The organism is Paenibacillus sp. FSL L8-0708 (assembly GCF_038009325.1).
Lineage (GTDB): Bacteria > Bacillota > Bacilli > Paenibacillales > Paenibacillaceae > Paenibacillus_AQ > Paenibacillus_AQ odorifer.
Map to the genome: position 1 here is coordinate 2,377,399 of NZ_JBBPBC010000001.1, position 16,992 is coordinate 2,394,390.

At 39.7% G+C, this 16,992-nt stretch carries 15 protein-coding genes and 1 pseudogene; 9 read left to right on the forward strand and 7 right to left on the reverse strand.

Features of this window, described 5'->3' with window-relative positions:
* Positions 1-765, reverse strand: coding sequence for a LytTR family transcriptional regulator DNA-binding domain-containing protein (locus tag NYE58_RS11215; RefSeq protein ID WP_081387444.1), 765 nt, complete (start codon positions 763-765; stop codon positions 1-3).
* A gap of 167 nt (positions 766-932) precedes the next feature.
* Between NYE58_RS11215 and NYE58_RS11220 the strand changes: the two genes are divergently transcribed.
* The 8 genes from NYE58_RS11220 to NYE58_RS11255 all read left to right on the forward strand — a co-directional run bounded on the left by NYE58_RS11220 (position 933) and on the right by NYE58_RS11255 (position 8,943).
* Positions 933-2,660 carry an ABC transporter ATP-binding protein gene (locus NYE58_RS11220; protein WP_076219788.1) on the forward strand — a complete coding sequence of 576 codons (1,728 nt, stop codon included), beginning with the start codon at positions 933-935 and terminating at the stop codon, positions 2,658-2,660.
* Between the two features lie 77 nt (positions 2,661-2,737).
* Positions 2,738-2,917: a CLI_3235 family bacteriocin precursor gene (locus tag NYE58_RS11225; RefSeq protein WP_036684027.1), complete on the forward strand. Its 180-nt coding sequence runs from the start codon at positions 2,738-2,740 to the stop codon at positions 2,915-2,917.
* A gap of 40 nt (positions 2,918-2,957) precedes the next feature.
* Complete coding sequence (ccpM, locus tag NYE58_RS11230) at positions 2,958-4,415, forward strand: Cys-rich peptide radical SAM maturase CcpM (protein ID WP_218640429.1); 1,458 nt, start codon at positions 2,958-2,960, stop codon at positions 4,413-4,415.
* Positions 4,415-5,536 (forward strand): TIGR04066 family peptide maturation system protein, encoded by a 1,122-nt coding sequence (locus NYE58_RS11235; protein ID WP_081387443.1) that lies wholly within the window; start codon positions 4,415-4,417, stop codon positions 5,534-5,536. The genes ccpM and NYE58_RS11235 overlap by 1 nt, the downstream gene beginning before the upstream one ends.
* A gap of 16 nt (positions 5,537-5,552) precedes the next feature.
* Entirely contained in the window at positions 5,553-5,837 is a 285-nt protein-coding gene (locus NYE58_RS11240; protein WP_036684022.1) for a hypothetical protein, read from the forward strand.
* Between the two features lies 1 nt (position 5,838).
* Positions 5,839-6,474, forward strand: coding sequence for a DUF6033 family protein (locus NYE58_RS11245; RefSeq protein ID WP_076219791.1), 636 nt, complete (start codon positions 5,839-5,841; stop codon positions 6,472-6,474).
* A gap of 93 nt (positions 6,475-6,567) precedes the next feature.
* A complete protein-coding gene (locus tag NYE58_RS11250) occupies positions 6,568-8,088 on the forward strand; it encodes a S8 family serine peptidase (RefSeq protein ID WP_081387442.1) in 1,521 nt (506 codons plus the stop codon).
* Positions 8,089-8,685: 597 nt separating this feature from the next.
* Complete coding sequence (locus NYE58_RS11255; RefSeq protein WP_036684015.1) at positions 8,686-8,943, forward strand: AbrB/MazE/SpoVT family DNA-binding domain-containing protein; 258 nt, start codon at positions 8,686-8,688, stop codon at positions 8,941-8,943.
* A 104-nt stretch (positions 8,944-9,047) separates the two neighbouring features.
* On the opposite strand, the gene NYE58_RS11260 is transcribed toward NYE58_RS11255, so the two are convergent.
* Both NYE58_RS11260 and NYE58_RS11265 read right to left on the reverse strand, forming a co-directional pair.
* Complete coding sequence (locus NYE58_RS11260) at positions 9,048-9,557, reverse strand: PadR family transcriptional regulator (protein ID WP_036684013.1); 510 nt, start codon at positions 9,555-9,557, stop codon at positions 9,048-9,050.
* Positions 9,558-9,653: 96 nt separating this feature from the next.
* A complete protein-coding gene (locus tag NYE58_RS11265; protein WP_341001897.1) occupies positions 9,654-10,817 on the reverse strand; it encodes a YhgE/Pip domain-containing protein in 1,164 nt (387 codons plus the stop codon).
* Between the two features lie 193 nt (positions 10,818-11,010).
* Here NYE58_RS11265 and NYE58_RS11270 point away from each other — a divergent pair, with 193 nt between their 5' ends.
* Positions 11,011-11,736 (forward strand): HAD family hydrolase, encoded by a 726-nt coding sequence (locus NYE58_RS11270; RefSeq protein WP_076276445.1) that lies wholly within the window; start codon positions 11,011-11,013, stop codon positions 11,734-11,736.
* Between the two features lie 697 nt (positions 11,737-12,433).
* Here the strand turns inward: NYE58_RS11270 and NYE58_RS11275 are convergent.
* From NYE58_RS11275 to NYE58_RS11290, 4 genes and pseudogenes are all read right to left on the reverse strand, one after another.
* A pseudogene (locus NYE58_RS11275) lies at positions 12,434-12,986 on the reverse strand (glutathione peroxidase).
* Between the two features lie 390 nt (positions 12,987-13,376).
* On the reverse strand, positions 13,377-14,909 hold the full coding sequence (locus tag NYE58_RS11280) for a DUF3502 domain-containing protein (protein ID WP_076276431.1): 1,533 nt from the start codon (positions 14,907-14,909) through the stop codon (positions 13,377-13,379).
* Positions 14,910-15,050: 141 nt separating this feature from the next.
* Positions 15,051-15,935 (reverse strand): carbohydrate ABC transporter permease, encoded by an 885-nt coding sequence (locus tag NYE58_RS11285; protein ID WP_038569639.1) that lies wholly within the window; start codon positions 15,933-15,935, stop codon positions 15,051-15,053.
* Between the two features lie 12 nt (positions 15,936-15,947).
* The gene (locus tag NYE58_RS11290; protein WP_081383729.1) at positions 15,948-16,928 is read right to left on the reverse strand and encodes an ABC transporter permease; all 981 of its coding nucleotides are present in this window, start codon (positions 16,926-16,928) and stop codon (positions 15,948-15,950) included.
* Between the last annotated feature and the right edge of the window lie 64 nt (positions 16,929-16,992).

Consider the following 16,992-nt stretch of genomic DNA (forward strand, 5'->3'; position numbering starts at 1 on the left):
TCATCCTCGTTCTTTGAATTGTGCAATCATATAATAGGCGTAGGCTTCTTTAACCTCTTTTGCCTGAGTACGGCCAATAGGAAACTGCTCTTGATTGTGCATGACTACGGAAGTAGCTGTAAACTTATGGACATGTTCTAGATTAACAATAACGGAACGATGAATAAGCATAAATGGACGGTTTAGTTTACTTATATATTCTGAAATTGTACCTGAAATTATGTAATGCTGCGTTGAGGTAATGATCTTTAGCCGGTTTTTAGCCAAGGAATGTTTGATTTTAACAATCGCAATAATGTCAGAATTTTTGATCACCATATGTCCATCTTCAGTTTTAATCATTAGAAACCTATTTACCGAAGAAACGATATAGTTACATAGCTTTATTATCTTTGCCTCTAAACACTCATAGTCTACCGGTTTAATCAAATAATGGAAGGGTTGCACATCAAAGCTGCTCATTACGTACTGCGGATAGTTTGTCAAGAATATAATTTGAACCTCTCGATCCGGAAATGCACGGATTTTTTTTGCAACCTCGATTCCATTTAATCCTCTCAGTTCAATATCCATTAGAAGTATATGAAAAGGATAACTACTCTGTTGATTATAATAGTGAAGCAATTCCTCACCGCAGGTAAAATATTGAGTCTCGAAAGAGTAAGCCGTGCTTTTCATAAGTCTTGGGAGATATTCCTTTAGCAAATCGTGTTCCTTTTTCTCGTCATCGCATACGGCTATGCGTAACAAAGCCATTCCCCCCATAATTTAATTTGTTAATCTTCAGAGATACCAAAACCTGACACGAAACGTCATTCAGCCTCCTATTCCAACCATTAGCTACCAAATTACCCCAAATATTCTTTTATATGATATATTGATAGCGTTATCAATGTCAAACCGAAGCTTGAAAGTAGAAGAGGATATATTCTATGAATGATAAGGATACCCTTAAAAAACTTATCGGATTATTTAAACCGCATAAAAAGAATTTATGTTTTATTTTTCTGCTCTTAATATTTTCTACTTTGATTAGTTCCATTTTGCCGATGTTCAACAAAATTATTATTGATGAAGGATTTATGAAATCAGATGTTAGAATCATTATTTCAACGGCAATCTACATCTTTCTTTTGTCAATGTTCAGTAGCTTTTTAGATTTGCTCAAAGAAAAACGAAGAATAAAAATAGCTTCAAATATTATCTACTCCTTGCATAAAGCTGCATTTAATCGACTTATGAAAGTAAAAGTGAAATATTTCACTGATAAAAACTGCAGTGAAATTTTAAATCGCGTTAGTACCGATATATCGAATATTTCGCAAATAACGGATGGTAGCATGCTTTTTATTGTTAGTCAGTGTTTTAGTTTGGTAGGAGGAGTTATTGGACTTTTTATCATAAGTTGGGAACTTACACTCATTGTGCTTTTTTTAATCCCTATAGAATATTTAATTTTGAAATCGTTTGCTAAAAAAAGAAAGTCTCTTGCGGAGAAATACATCACGAAGGATGGAGAATATTCGCATTGGTTTGAGGATAGTTTGAACGGTGTGAAGGAAACAAGGCTTTTTAATTTATTCATTTTCAAAGAAAAAGAATTTGCAGACAAGCAAAATCAAGTAATAACCTCCCATATGGGAATCAGTTTATTGGATAATTGGCGGATTACTGTGGAGAGATTTCTAATTGGAGGACTAGTTCTTCTTATATATGCTTCTGGATCGACGATGATATTAGATTCAAAGCTTTCGGTAGGAAGTATATTTGCATTTATTACCTATAGCGCTTATGTGACCACTCCTATCTCATCGATGTTGAATATTGGATACTTATTGTCGGGAATAATGCCTTCTGCCCGAAGGTATTATTCATTGCTTGAGGAAGAAATCGAAGCTTGTGATGTAGAATCCGCCAACTATGATGTGAAGCTACTCAACCCTTTTGGGAGCATTCAGTTTGAGAATGTAAGCTTTGCATATGATACTGAACTGATCTTGTCAAATGTGAATTTCACGATTGGCAGCCATGAGAAAGTGGCCATTGTAGGAATGAATGGTTCGGGGAAGTCTACAATCCTAAATTTAATCCAGAGGTTTTACGAACCACTTACAGGACAAATTTTATTTGATGGAGTGGATATTAAGGCTATTAATTTGAATGAATATCGGGAATTAATTTCGACTGTTAGTCAAGAGATATATCTTTTTGACACAACCATCGAAAATAACATAAAACTTTACAGTGAAAACCATGAGGAGCAGTATAGACAGGCTATTGAGGCTACCCAATTCTTAGAGAAGGATACAAGCCGGTTTGAGGATTATGTCGTAGGTTCTAATGGGAACAAGTTGTCCGGTGGACAAAAACAAAAAATCGCGATAGCCAGAGCATTAATAAAAAGCAGGCCTATGGTGATTTTTGATGAAGCGACCTCCAACCTTGATCTTCACTCTGAACAAGCCATCAACCATCTATTAGATACAGCACTCAGTAACAATACAGTGATTATAGTCAGTCATAGGCCGGAAATTCTGAAGCATGTGGATAGAGTAATCTTTTTAGAAAAAGGTCAGGTCTCCGCTATTGGACTTCATGAGAAGTTGTCTTATACAAATGAAAGGTATCGGCGCATCACACAACAGCATCAATTCGTTTAATGGGTTTACCCTTCGAGTGATTTAAATATCAAATATTGATATTTAGATAAATACGATTTGAAAGGAGGAATAGGCATATGAAACAACTTGTAAAAAGAACAAATGCAAATTATGAAACGTTGGAGGCATATGCAGCTTGCAGTGCATGTCCTTGTTATGCATGTACATGCAATGCCAGCGGATCAAACAAAGCAGCCATGAAACAAGTAACCTATACTGGTAACTCCATGAAGATGACTGCTATTGGAATCGGGTAGTAAGTGCAATCTTAAGTATAGCTAAGAGCAGGATGGCTAAATGGCTTTATTAAAAAAGCTGTCCTGCTTCACTTTTAGAGTGGGGGGAGTTCAGATGCCAGTATTTCATTTATTTGAAACGGTAACGGGAAAATATATGTTCGATGCGAATGCAAATACATTTCTTAAATTAAATGAAAGATCTTATCAGGCTTTGTTGAACTATAGAAATTCAAACTTTGAACAAGTGGAACCGGAGATTCAAAACTTATTTGATTCCGGTTTTTTGGCGGAGAAACAGGATTTTGAGATGATTCATCCCATGAGCGACTCTTTGCAGCACAATTTAAGCAGAAGCGTTGGCTCGATAACTTTGCAGATCACGCAAAACTGTAATTTAAGATGCAGCTATTGCGCGTATTCAGGGAGCTACTTACACAGAGTACATACCAATAAGAGAATGAAAAAAGAGGTTGCTTTGAAAGCAATTAAGTTTTTGATTGAGCACTCCGTAGATTCTCCAATTATTAATATTGGATTTTATGGAGGAGAGCCCTTACTGGAAATGGACTTAATAAAAGCTTGTGTTGCTTATGCCAGAGAACAAAGTGAGGGCAAAGAACTAACGTTTAACCTTACTACAAATGCAACTCTAATTACCGACGAAACCTTAGAGTTCTTATCTTCTAATGATTTTAATTTAACGATCAGCCTGGACGGCGATGAAGTCGCGCATGATAGAAACCGAGTTTTTGCGGTAAATAATAAAGGCAGTTTTCAGACTATTATGGATAATATTGAAAATATCAAAAACAAAACACCAGACTATGTTAATAAAGTGATGTTCAATGCAGTAATTGATCCGAATTCGGATTTTAGCTGTTCCACAAACTTTTTTTCCAACTATGAGACCGTAAAAGACTTTGCTGTTATGGCAAGTGATATAGCAAGTAGCTACAAAAAAAGTGAGTCCTTGATCAATGACAGTTTTATCAAGATGTATAATTACGAAGTTTTCAAATTATTTCTTTATAAATTTGATAGGCTTAAGAAAAAGGATGTATCCAAGCTGGTGATGGAAAGCTTTGATCAAATCCAGGAGAATGTCCATAACAGGCTTAGAATCTCTTTCTATGATGTAAAAAAAGATCATCATTCCGGACCGTGTGTTCCAGGAGTACAACGATTGTTTGTGAATGCTGATGGTGCTCTGTATCCCTGTGAAAGAGTTAGTGAAGCATCTAGTGTAATGAGGATTGGGCATATAGATACAGGCTTTGAATTAAATAATATCCGGAACATACTAAACATTGGAACAATAACGGAGAAAGAATGCAAAGAGTGCTGGGCCTTTAGATATTGCACTTCTTGTGCAATGGCCGCCGATGATATCAGTGAGTTTTCTGCTGCCAAAAAGTTAAGTATCTGCAATAAAGTTAGAGAAAACACTGAGAGTTTGTTTAAAGATTATTGCGTTCTAAGAGAGTTAGGCTACGACTTTGATAAAGAAAAAGTGTAATGGGGGAGACAATGGTGAAAAAAAGAGCAATTGTTTATCCATATCATGCAGATTTCGGTCCGGTCGTCAGATTCTCCAATTTACTGGGCAACTATGAGTTTGTTTCATTAATGGCACCTTTAGGTTTTGGACTGAATGAAAAAGATGCAGCGTACAGCTATTATGGTGAGGATTTGGGTATAAAAGTTAAAGATTCTTTTTCAGATGATGAATTTGATGTGTTAATGATTTGTGAATTTGAATGCAGTTTTGAAAAAGTGGTGTTCCCGACAATTATCAAAGCCGCAGAGATGGGGAAAGATATTGTTCTGCTTAACAGATGTGCTGATCATGAAGTTGAAATGGTAAAGAAGGTATGTCTGAAAAATAATGTGGAACTCACATGTTTTTTTGGAATTGACATTGACAGAACGAAAGTAGAACTTGTTGAGAAAATACTGCTGGATATTAATGTTCCGATAATCTGCGTGGCGAGTCTGATGGAAAAATCCAATAAATTTGATGTTCAGCTTAGCCTAAGGGACTATTTCTTGAAAGAAGGGTACAAAGTAAGTCAAATTGGGACAAAATCTTATTGTGAGATTATGGGATTTCATTCTTTTCCTGATTTTATGTTTAATCATAAAGAAGCGGAGATAGATAAAATATTTCTTTTTAATCACTTCTGTAAATATATTGAATTGAACGAACGACCTGATGTAATGATCATCGGAATTCCAGGCGGGACAATGGTATATAATAATCTGTTTACCAATAGATTTGGCATTACTGCATTCGAGGCGGCTAGTGCAATCCATCCGGATGTCGGTATTATGAACTTGACCTATGATGATTTTAATAGAGAGTTTCTCGATAAGATATGTGTGTCAACAAAGCATAAATTAGGTTTTGATATTGATTGTTTTAATATGTCAAATCATAAATTTGATACGGGCAGAAGCAAACAGGATAAAGAATTGAAGTTTTTTACGGTTGATTCTAAGTTGGTTGATGAAAAAATTGCACAAATATCGCTAGAGTCAAAGGTTCCTCTGTTTAATTCGTTAAATGGGACAGACACTTTGAAATTAGCAGAATGCTGTGAAGCTCTATTGTTACAGGAAAATATGCAAATCGTATAAAAGAAGGGTGATATTTATGGATCTGGATCAAGTGCGTGAACAGATAAACGAAATATTATTCGACGTAATGGGAATGGACAAGATCAAGCTTAATGAAAACTACTTCTATGAGGATTTATTGGGCGAGGCCATGCAGTTCTCACCACGGGATTTGTTGGTTCTATTTGTACATATTGAGGAAAAACTAAAAATACAAATTCCGGAAACCGATATATTAAATGGATGCTTCAACAGCCTAGATCGAATTAATAATACAGTTTGCCGCATTCTACAGGAAAAAAGAATAAGGGAGTTGGTTTAAGTTGTTGAATGTAGCTTCACTCAGTAGCCTGAATCGTGCGGGGGCAACAATGGTAATCCAGAAAAATAAGAGCTCAGAGATTTCATTTCAAGACGCGCTATCGACATCGAGTTCGGAAGCGGTTTTGACGGAATTGGAAAAAAAATTCGACATTAAAATCAATGTGCAAGCCATACCAAAGAGCAATGAAGCAGTGAAAAGGGTATACTCTGGTAGTGTTGGCAAAGGAAATGTAACCATTGCTCCAAATATACTGAATCAGTCGGCAACAGATCCACAAATGCATAAAAGGGTAGAAGCAATTATTCAGGATCATTTTGCTTCCAGCGCTAATGATAAACCCGGTGATGCCAGTGGCGTCATTATACATCCGGATGGAACAGCTACTTTTTGGGTGATTGGTGATTATTTAACACCTGCCGAGCGGGAGAAGATTAATAAAGAAGCAGAGGCAGATAAAAAGAAAATGGCAGAGCAGTTGGATTCGTTGAGTAAATTAAGTAGTAGCACTAGCCTATCACAATCCGGGTTATTTATTGAGAACTCCAATAATGACGAAGCAGATAGCAAGTATTTAAATAGTGTGCTACAAGCTAGTCTGGATTCGATGCTGCGGAAAAAGAATCTGTTTAATTAAATGATTAATAACTTCTTTAATCATGACTACCGCCTGGGTCAATGGATTTGTGACCAATGAGGCGGTTTTATTTTTATCGCTTTGTAAAAGGAGATGATGAACATCAAAGCTAAAGTGAAAATTGCCGTGATAGATGATGGTATCAACGAATATTTGCTTGGAGAACCTGTTGTTCAACAATTGATCTTCAATGATGATTTCACAATAAACAATTATACAATAGACAGACCCGAAAGAATAACTCACGGCACCATCTGTGCAGGCATAATTAAGCACTATTATCCGGAAATCCATATGTATAGCTTGAAGATATTGTCAGAGACCTTAAATGGAAACATTCAGAAGCTGTATAGTGCGCTGGAATGGTGCGTTCAAAATGATATTCAAGTTGTAAATGTCAGCTTGGGAAGCCATTGCTCAGCGGATTTATTAGAAACGCAGAAAGTCATAAACAAGGTTGCAGGTCAAGGCCTAATTATTGTATGTGCCGCAAGTAATCATGATTATATTACATATCCAGCTTCTTTCTCAAACGTTATTGGCGTCAAGAGAGAGGTAAGCGACACGCTACTCGAAGGTGAGTTTTATCTCAATGGTAATATCATCGACGGTATAGAATTTACGGCTTTTGCTAGACACAAATTGAATGGTAAAGAGTGCAGCAACTCGAACAGCTTTGCCGCGCCCATGATTACAGCCAAAGTATGTGAACTCATTGGTAAATCTCACCTAACTAACCTGCAGCAAATAAAACTCATGTTGTCGAAAATGGCAAATAACTATAGGGACGATAAACACTTGTTTATTTGCTATGCTGACCCTGATTGGATGAGTGATATATTAGTATGCTATGTGAATGGAAAATGCAAAATGGACTATCGGAATCTTTGCGTTAACATACACGGTGAAATTGTCGTTCCCTCTGATTTGTCTTATGATGCTGTTGATGTAGCCCTATTGGCTTACAATGAAAATATTGAGACTCTCGTTGTGATCAGCAGAGATCTTTGTCCTGATGATTATGTTGAATTACAGCGGATTGCATCGAGATACAATAAAAATGTAGTGTTTATTGACAATTACCAAGGAAAAGATATGAATAAGATAGTATACAATCAGTGTAATAATATTAAGTTATGGCATAGCGTATTCAAATTACATAACATACACACACTTAACAGCAACCCATTGCTGATCGAAGAACCAATGGTTTCTATTTACATCCCTGCTGACACTGACTTTGAAGTTATTATCTGGTTAAAAGGGCAATTCAAAAATAATAACTATAACAGTTATTTTGCATCGAATCACCCTATCGGAGTTTTATACGGAATAGACTATGTTCCCGAGATAAACTCAGCGCAAACATCTTCCTACTTCTCCTTAATTCTGAACAAGAAAACTTACGATATCGCGATATATGTCTTATTTGGCTATGATATTTTAGATAAAATGGAAACAGATATTGAAATAGATATTCAACCCTTAAATGCTTGCTTTCAAGTAACTTTTGCAGTAGATGGCTTATGTAAGGAACGTATTATCAGTACTAAACAGATTGATGAAACCTTTATAGGAGAACTATATAATTCTATAGTTAATTTACTCTCTTAATGGGGTACAAAAATCATCAAACACTTTGAATACTCTCCATCAATAACATCTTTGCTAGTCCCTCGTTAGTCGACTTCCGGATTCATCGTATTTACACTACAGCGATATCATCAGCCTTGTAATACATGACGACTCGATACACACTTCTCATAGCAAAAAAATCTACTGATATACCCTATTTAAGTTTGACTTACTAAACATCTGGGTAAATGACGGAGTAGCGTTCTTGCTAGTTTTCGACAATTTCCTACTTACTGTGATTGCGGATAAGCGGAGTGACAAGATTTACAAATAGATTAATGAAGGTATTTTAGGGTAGAATTGTCATCAAGTAGGGTTACATTCTGGGCGGATTTTAACATTCCCGAGAATCCCCTATTTTTTTGTGTTCTGACACGGCTTCAAATCTTGGGGCTCAACAGATATCATACATTGTCGAAATTTTGTCGAATAATATCATATAATGTAGAAAAATAATTGACAGGAAATGAATAGAACTTTAGAATTAGGTAGTAGCGTAATCATTACTATCATATAGAAGCGTACATAGCTTTTAGCAAGAATGATTATAAATGTGACTTCAAGGGAGGATGTACGATGATGAAAGCAACAGGCATAGTAAGAAAAGTGGATGAATTGGGACGTATCGTAATTCCTATTGAACTGCGTAGAACAATGGGAATCGACATAAAAGACCCGCTCGAGATTTTTGTAGACGCTGAAAAGATTATCCTTAGAAAATATGAGCCAACTTGTATCTTCTCCGGAAGCTCAGAAAACCTGATCAATTTCAAAGGTAAAATGGTAAGCAAAGATGTTCTTGATGAACTTATTGCAAGCTTTGATAGAGCATAATCCATATACCACATATGATTTCAAAAAAAAGAACCGGTATTACAAGCACAAGATGTGCATGTAATACCGGTTCTTTTTTTATGGTGTACTTTCGAAAGCAGGTTTTATTTAGACTCTAGCACACTTTGGATTTTTTTGATAAAAGCATCATATTGTACGAGGCCTAGCTCCATGCACAACTTCTGGTAGGAAGATAACTTGTAATCTAGCTGGTTCAACTTCTGTTCCAGATCGTCGTACATTGCCTGCTTTTCTATCAATGCTTGCCGAAGCAGATTATCTATGTTCTCTTTGTCCGTCTTTTCTCCAAAATACAGGTGCATAAAAAAGTCAGAACGCAGAACATCTTTTTCGGCTGGTGATTGTAGATAAGCGTGGAACTGATCCAAGCCGGCAGAGGTAATGGTGAATACATTTTTGTCAGGTTTGCCTTCCTGTCGCACAGATTCTTTAGTGATCAGATTCAGCTTTTCCATTTTGCTTAGGGTAGGATAGATCGTGCCATAGCTGGCATCGAAGAAAAATGAGAAGTATTCCTCGAAATGTCGTTTTATCTCGTAACCAGAATGAGGTTTTTCGCTTAAAATCCCCAGAATAACATCTTGTATGTTCATAAATCATTGCCGCTCCTTTCTTTCACTTCCTACCATATCACAACTGCATATCGCTCTCAATTTGAAATGGCATAGCCGGAGTGGCAAACTGTATAATTACGCGTTTACTGGCACGGGCTCTTGTTCTCGTGAGATCCGAGTTTCTTTACGGAGGAAAGTGACAAGTACGCTTAATACAGCAATTGTTGCCCCAATACAGAGTAAATAGAACATATCCTTCCATACCCCGTTACCCCCGATAACCAGGTCGAGCATACCATTAACTGCATAGTAAGCGGGCGAAAAGGGACCGATCCAGTTATAAAAAGGTGAAAGCACATCGCGTGGAATAGTTGCTCCGGACGCTAACATTTGCATGGAGAGAAGGGCAATATTTAGCCAGCCGCCAGCATCCCCGAGGAGCAGCAGACTAAACTGAGCAAGGATCATACAGGAGAGAATTACAGTGAACTCGAACAGCCACATAAGCAGAAAGCCACGATTAGAGTGGATACCGAGTGAGTTAACCATGATAGTTCCCACTAGTGAGATAAGCACGGCCGTTCCACCCATAATGACAAATCGGGCTGCAAAGCGATTCCATTTACTAAATTGTCCAGACAAGTTGGAGGAAGCTTTATGGAGATTCATCGCGAGTAACATAGCACCGGTAAATGAGGCGGTAACGATCATTAAGGGAACCATAGTTTGTGCAAAATTAGTTGTAGGGTTAATGATTTCGACGTTGGCGGAAATGCGGCTGCTTGCAGCACTTTTGATGATCTCCGCTTGTGCTTGCGGCAGATTCATAGCTTCCAAGGTGTGGCTTAGTGCTGAATTACTGCTTTGAGTGTTCATTGCTGCCGTGACTTTAAGTGCTACCGACTGCATCACATTGCTGACCATCTGCGGATTAGATTCATTTAAGAAGTAGTGGAGTTCAGTCTTTGCAGATGGATTACTGATCTGTCCAGTGAACCCTTGGGGAATATTGATAATCATGCGGATTTCTCTATGCTCAAGTGCTTCTTTTGCATTTTCTAGTTGGAGATCCTGTATGGTTACGAACTGAAGTGATCCTGCAATCCCATCGACTATAGGCTGGCCATTTGTACCATCCTCATTAACAATAGCAATGGGCAACTGATCTACCCGATCCGTTACATGATCGTACCCTGTAATCCAAATTAAGCTGAAAAAAACTTGGAACAACAGTGCAGTTATAATTCCAATGATGGTAGCAGGCTGCTTGAGGAAGCGCATGATTAATGGATTTGACATGGTTATTTCTCCTTTATATTTCAAACTATAATATTACAGATTGAAATATAGCATAACGAAATATAAACTGCAACAGAAAAAGTTAAGAGCATGGACATTACAAAGCGATTTCATATATCATAGGGCTTGTACTGGAAATATCGCACAGATGAATGTCTTACCTGAAGCTGAACAGAATGGGGAGGAACAACAGATGAGTAACGAAGTACAAGGAACGGAACAAAACGCGGTTCATGCGAAACTGAACAAGCCAGAAGCGATTGTATTTGATATGGATGGAACATTGTTCCAGACTGAAAGTCTTTTATTGCCTGCATATCATAAAATGTTCGATATTTTGCGGGAAGAGGGACTATACGTAGGACCTACACCACCAGAAGAACGTATTCTAGGCTGCTTAGGGATGTTGCTGGCAGACATTTGGAAGAATGTTATGCCTGAAGCAGATGAAGCCGTGCACCGCCGGGCGGATGAATTGCTCCTGCAGCTGGAGATTGAAGGGCTTGAAGCCGGAGGCACGCTACTGTATCCACAGGTGGTTGAGACACTGACAGCGCTTAAAGAGCGTGGAGTGAAGCTGTTTGTGGCTAGCAACGGGCTGGAGGATTACATTCACAGCATCGTTGTGGTGCATGAGCTTAAGGAGTTGTTCGAAGGATTGTATAGTGCGGGAGGTCAAGGCACTGCGACTAAGACCGAGCTGCTACGCATTCTTTTGGATAATCATGGTATCAGCAGTGCCTGGATGGTTGGGGATCGTTCTTCAGATGTTCAGGCAGGTAAAGGAAATGGCCAGACCGTAATCGGCTGCGCCTATGCAGGCTTCGGCCGTCAGGATGAGCTGAAGGGCTCTGATGTCATTATTACCTCCTTCGACGAATTGGTTGACTTATACGACAACGCAACGATTAGTGAATAAGAACTTACGATGGGGAGTTTGCTTAGCTTACAAGCAAGCACTTGATCACATAAAAGACAACCTTCTTGAAGAAGGTTGTCTTTTTATTGAAGTCAAAAAGATGGTGCTTCAGTTGAAAGAAATCGGTATCGTCGTCAGGCAGCAAAGATATATACATAAATAAAGGGAGTAATCCGATAAAAAATGGAGAAGGAAAATCTGGAAGCCGAGAAGCGAGCCAAGGGAGCATAAATATGGTAATGAGTTTCTTTTTTATTGCTTTAAGTGCTGCGATTGGAGTGGGGATGTGGTTTTTAGTTATAGGTATAGTCTTTTCTATTGGTGGAGGGAGCCTATTTGTAACTCATTATGATTCCTTGTTTTTTTATAGTGCTGTTCTTTTGTTGTGCATTGTAAGTTATCTATGGTTTATAAAACATCTATTTGAAAAAAAATTGGAGCTATTGCTCCTTATCTGTGTGGGTACCACAATGCTCTTTTTTTTCCTTACAGGTTGGCTTAACTAATCATATGGGGGGAGGACAGGCAATTTATCTTATCTTATTAATACAATTTATTCTGACTTAATATTAATTAATCAAAGTAAGAAATGAAATTTAAATAACATAAAGGGTTCTAAATGTTTTGCATGCCTAATATGTAAACCCTTCATGTTAAACTATCGTTCTCTGTTGGTTAAATTACCAATCGGATTCATTTAATTTAAAAGAAGTGATTCAATAAATGGCTCTATGTCAAAGGGTTCAGTCGTTGTTTCGTATCTACCGTATACATGACCGTTTCTATCGATTAAAAACTTCGAGAAATTCCACTTCATCCCATTTACCGGCATATATGTCCGGATACTTTTCCTGCAGAAAATCCTGCATCCACTTACCGCCTGATGTCTCAGTATCGAATCCTTGAAATGGTGCTTGCTGTGTTAGATATTGAAATAAAGGATGGGCAGAGGGACCCCTAACCTCAACTTTCTCAAATAACGGAAACTTAACTCCAAAGTTGCTCTCACAATATTCATGTACTTCCGAGTTGCTTTCTGGCTCCTTCTCGTTGAATTGGTTACAAGGAAAACCAAGTATTTCAAACCCTTGCTCATGGTGAATTTCGTAAAGTTTTTGAAGATCAGGTAATTGGCGAGAATAGCTGCACCTACTGGCAGTGTTCAAAATAAGCAGAACTTTTCCATGATAAATGGACAATTCAACAGGCTCACCATGAATTGACTTTGCTTGAAAATCATAAATAGACATCAGATCATCCCTCCACGTAATTATTATAAATCACATAATAGCGCTATAGGCGTTTATTGGTCTAGTATATAATAGGAATAATATTTATAGTATTAACCTATAATGAGTATGTCTCCACTATAAAAAGCCGCTTGAATTTTTATTTTTGCGCTTTTAACCAATGAGTAGTTTCCCTCTTATCCTTCAGGTTACTTTGAAAATAATTCTAAGAGTATCAGCAACGAAAATTCCCCAAACGTAATCATTTTGATTGAATTATCCTGCTCGCCGTCGTATTGATTCAAGGTTGGCCATTATACCGCTTTCACCACGGCGTTCGAAGACTAAAAGAAGCGTGCTCCTTAATGGAGACACGCTTCTTGACCTGTATGATAATTGCCGCGGCGGTACTTACTGCTGCTTGGCGTACCATTCGGAAAATTGTTTTTGGTATTCAGCGATATATTTGTCTATTCCCGCTGCTTTTAGTCTGTCTAGCGCTTTGGGGAAGGCGGTGTCATAATCACTGAAGCCGCTTCCGATCGGAGCGAGGTATTCAGTGAATACGCCGTTCAGCTTCGTTTCTTCATTCTTGACGGGTGTATTGTCAAAGTTGAAGCCGGCACCTTTGGAAATGATGGCTCCATCGTCCCAAGCTTTATATTCTGCAATAAACTCATCCGGTACCGTGTTGTCGAAACGCATGAAGTTTTTGTTCATCAGCAGCCAGTCGGGGATCAGCGAATCAGTAGTTATTTTGGTCAAACGCCCGTTTTCATCCAGCGTATAGTCTGTTCCTTCTATCCCGTAGGCGAACAAGTCGTACAGCTCCTGGTTTTTTTGCAGCAGATTGAAGAACATAATATAACGTTCAGGGTCTTTAGCTGCGGTGGAGACAAAAAAGGCGGTGCTGTAAGTGCCGCGGCTGATTTTTGGACGGCCGCTGCCGAGGAAATAGTTGACCAGTTTGGCATCAGGCACTGCTTGTGAGATGGTTGCCGCACCTTCGAATGGGCGTGCTGCTGTGCCGGCCCAGAACATCGCTTTTCCGGAGTTCCAGTCAGACTGCAGCTGTGGGACATTGGTGGCGGCATATTTTGGAATGATTCCTTTTTCATACCAGCCGTGCATAAGGTTCGCATAACTCTTGAACTCTTCGGTTTCAAACCAGCTAATAATTTGATCATCCTTCACAGACTCATCCAGGGCAATAAAATCATTTTGCCAATAGAGGTTTTTGTCCGTGTAATCATATTGTAGGAGTCTGCGTGCATCGGTGTTAGCGTACCCGATCAGTTCGGGATGAATGGCATGGACCTTATCATAGAACTGCTCTAGTTCTCCCAGTGAAGTGACCTGTGTCATGCCGGCTTCTTCAAGCAAATCCTGTCTAACTAGCGCACTGTAGAATTCCGCAGAATTCGGTTTGTTGCCGACGGGGATCGCATACTGCTTGCCTTCCAGCTGAAAGGCTTTGAAGGAGGCCTCGTCCACATTTTTACTCAACTCAGCGGCTGCATCGGCATACGGAGTGAGGTCGGCATAAAGCCCCTTTGCCACAGATTTTACCATGTAATTGGCATCTGTATAAGTTGCGAAGTCTTCTCCCGTAGACAGCATTAAATCAGTTTTACCGCCGCCATATTCGGTCCAAGGAAGAAACTGAAATTCAACCTCAGCATTGATTTCTTTCTTAATAGTGTCGTAGAACGATGTCTTCGCTAGTTCCTTCATCCGGTTGGACTCATCCCCGTACAGCACAATTTTCAATTTGGCAGGAGCCAAGGCGCTGCCGTCTTTACTACCGCTATCCGTAGAGGAAGAGGTACCTTCATTTCCAGTTCCAGAACTATGGGGAGCGCTTTCATTGTTGCCCTGAGCACAGCCGCTTACCAAGAACACCGCAGCGAGGAGCAAACTTAACCAACCTTTTTTCTTTTTCATGATGAACCCTCCTGAAATAGAATCATAATGTTTGAGGCATCTATTGCAAAGGCCGTGCTCCCTTAAGTCCCATTGTACATCAAGAAGTAGGGGAGCATAAACCCGGTGCAACCGAACATAATATGGCATCTTTGCTGGAAATTAGCCTTTTACTGAACCTACGATAATGCCTTTGACAAAAAAGCGCTGGAGAAAAGGATATAATATGGCGATTGGCAAAACGGTCAGACAGGTCATTGCCATTTTGGCTGTCTCCAGTGGCGGTGCGATGATAGCTCCACCAACTTGAGCAGCATTGCCGGAAGCCAGGAACTGAATGTTCGCCATCATGTTGTACATCAAATATTGGATCGTATAGAGATCCTGATCGGATACCAGCATTAGTGGCAAATAGAAGTCGTTCCAGAATTGCAGTGCGTAAAAGAGCGAAATGGTTACCAGTCCGACGCGGCCCAGCGGAATCATAATGCTGAAGAAGATCCGCAGATGTCCGGCACCATCGATTTGCGCAGATTCCACGATTTCATGCGGGATGCTGCGGAAATAGTTAGCCATGAGAAACATCAGAAAGACGCTTAGCACATAAGGGATGAACAGGCCGATGAGCGTATCGCCCAAATGATAATATTTGGTGCTAAGCAGATACCATGGCAGCGTTCCTCCGCTGAACAGCATTGTAAAATAGGCGAAGAAGGCGAAGAAATTTTTGAGCCGGAAGCTTTTAACGGAAATGACATAAGCGTAAGCGGTGGTCACCAATACGGCCGATACGGTACCCAGCACCGTAACGATCACCGACATGGAATACGCCCGCAGAATCTGCTGTGCCTTCGAGCCAAACAGGAATTCATAGGTTTCAAAGGTAAAGCCTCTGGGCCAGAACGAATAGCCTTCCGCGGCGATTCTGGATTCGGTAGATAAGGAGCCGGATACTGCCAGAATAAACGGCGCTAGACAGATTACGGAAAATACGGCAATACAGATGTAAAAGAAAATGAGCAGGCCTTTGTTTTCGGTAGTTTGCATCTTATCAGTCTCCTAAAATAGTTTGCTGTCTTTGTCATACCAGCCGGCTAATTTGTTGGCCACCAGCACCAGAATGAAACCAAAGACGGATTGATAGAGCGTGATGGCTGAAGCAAAGCCGAATTCTCCGGAACGGATGGCTGTGCGGTATACATACACATCGATAATGTCGGTAGTCGGCAGAAGCAACGGATTCAGGAACGTTACCCCCATAATCATACTGAGGTCGCCTTTCAGCATGCCCCCGATGCCCAGCAGCGTCATCAGAATGATCGACGGAATCAGCATTGGCACCGTAATTTTGGTGATAATCTGCCATCTGGAGGCACCATCGATTCTTGCAGCTTCATAATAGGAAGTGTCGATGCCTTGCAGCACCGCATAATAGATGATGGCGCCGTAACCAGCGCTTTTCCAGATATTCGCTAGCACGAGAATGATTACGAACAGCCAAGGGCTGGAATACCAGTCAACCTGGGAGAAGCCGAATGTCTGGAGCAACTGGTTCATAATGCCTTTGTCGTAATCCAGCAGGGAGAACAGAATGGCTCCGATAATAATCCAGGAAATAAAATACGGGAAAAACATGACGCTCTGCGTGATTTTGATAAACCATTTGCTGCGCAGCTCATTTAGAATAATGGCGATGGCCACTGAAAAAAACGTGCCGGTTAGCATATACAGCGCATTTAACATCACCGTGTTGCGTGTAGCCCTAAGAGAATCTTCCATACTAGAGAAGAAAAACTCGAAATTAGAGAAGCCGGCCCACGGGCTGCCGAAGATTCCGTCGTTGAAGTTGTAATTTTTAAAGACGAGAATCAGACCACTCATCGGCAGATAAGCAAAAAGAATTAGAATGATGATTCCCGGAAGAGCGAGCAAATAAAGCGAGCTGTCCTTCCTTAGGGATTTACGGAAGCTCTTGGCTTTGGCCGTCCTGATTCCCGGACTTGGCATTCCTTGTGTCTCCGATGTAGCCTCTTGCATCATTAACAGTCCACTCCTTTATACTAGCGTTGTCATTTCCGTCCCTTGTTTTAGGAGAACGCTTTAC

Coding starts and splice junctions, on each gene's coding strand:
- NYE58_RS11285 (WP_038569639.1), bottom strand. CDS start 15,935: ATGCAAACTACCGAAAACAAAGGCCTGCTCATTTTCTTTTACATCTGT.
- NYE58_RS11265 (WP_341001897.1), bottom strand. CDS start 10,817: ATGTCAAATCCATTAATCATGCGCTTCCTCAAGCAGCCTGCTACCATC.
- NYE58_RS11220 (WP_076219788.1), top strand. CDS start 933: ATGAATGATAAGGATACCCTTAAAAAACTTATCGGATTATTTAAACCG.
- NYE58_RS11290 (WP_081383729.1), bottom strand. CDS start 16,928: ATGATGCAAGAGGCTACATCGGAGACACAAGGAATGCCAAGTCCGGGA.
- NYE58_RS11215 (WP_081387444.1), bottom strand. CDS start 765: ATGGGGGGAATGGCTTTGTTACGCATAGCCGTATGCGATGACGAGAAA.
- NYE58_RS11225 (WP_036684027.1), top strand. CDS start 2,738: ATGAAACAACTTGTAAAAAGAACAAATGCAAATTATGAAACGTTGGAG.
- NYE58_RS11260 (WP_036684013.1), bottom strand. CDS start 9,557: ATGAACATACAAGATGTTATTCTGGGGATTTTAAGCGAAAAACCTCAT.
- NYE58_RS11270 (WP_076276445.1), top strand. CDS start 11,011: ATGAGTAACGAAGTACAAGGAACGGAACAAAACGCGGTTCATGCGAAA.
- NYE58_RS11255 (WP_036684015.1), top strand. CDS start 8,686: ATGATGAAAGCAACAGGCATAGTAAGAAAAGTGGATGAATTGGGACGT.
- NYE58_RS11240 (WP_036684022.1), top strand. CDS start 5,553: ATGGATCTGGATCAAGTGCGTGAACAGATAAACGAAATATTATTCGAC.
- NYE58_RS11235 (WP_081387443.1), top strand. CDS start 4,415: ATGGGGGAGACAATGGTGAAAAAAAGAGCAATTGTTTATCCATATCAT.
- ccpM (WP_218640429.1), top strand. CDS start 2,958: ATGGCTTTATTAAAAAAGCTGTCCTGCTTCACTTTTAGAGTGGGGGGA.
- NYE58_RS11280 (WP_076276431.1), bottom strand. CDS start 14,909: ATGAAAAAGAAAAAAGGTTGGTTAAGTTTGCTCCTCGCTGCGGTGTTC.
- NYE58_RS11250 (WP_081387442.1), top strand. CDS start 6,568: ATGATGAACATCAAAGCTAAAGTGAAAATTGCCGTGATAGATGATGGT.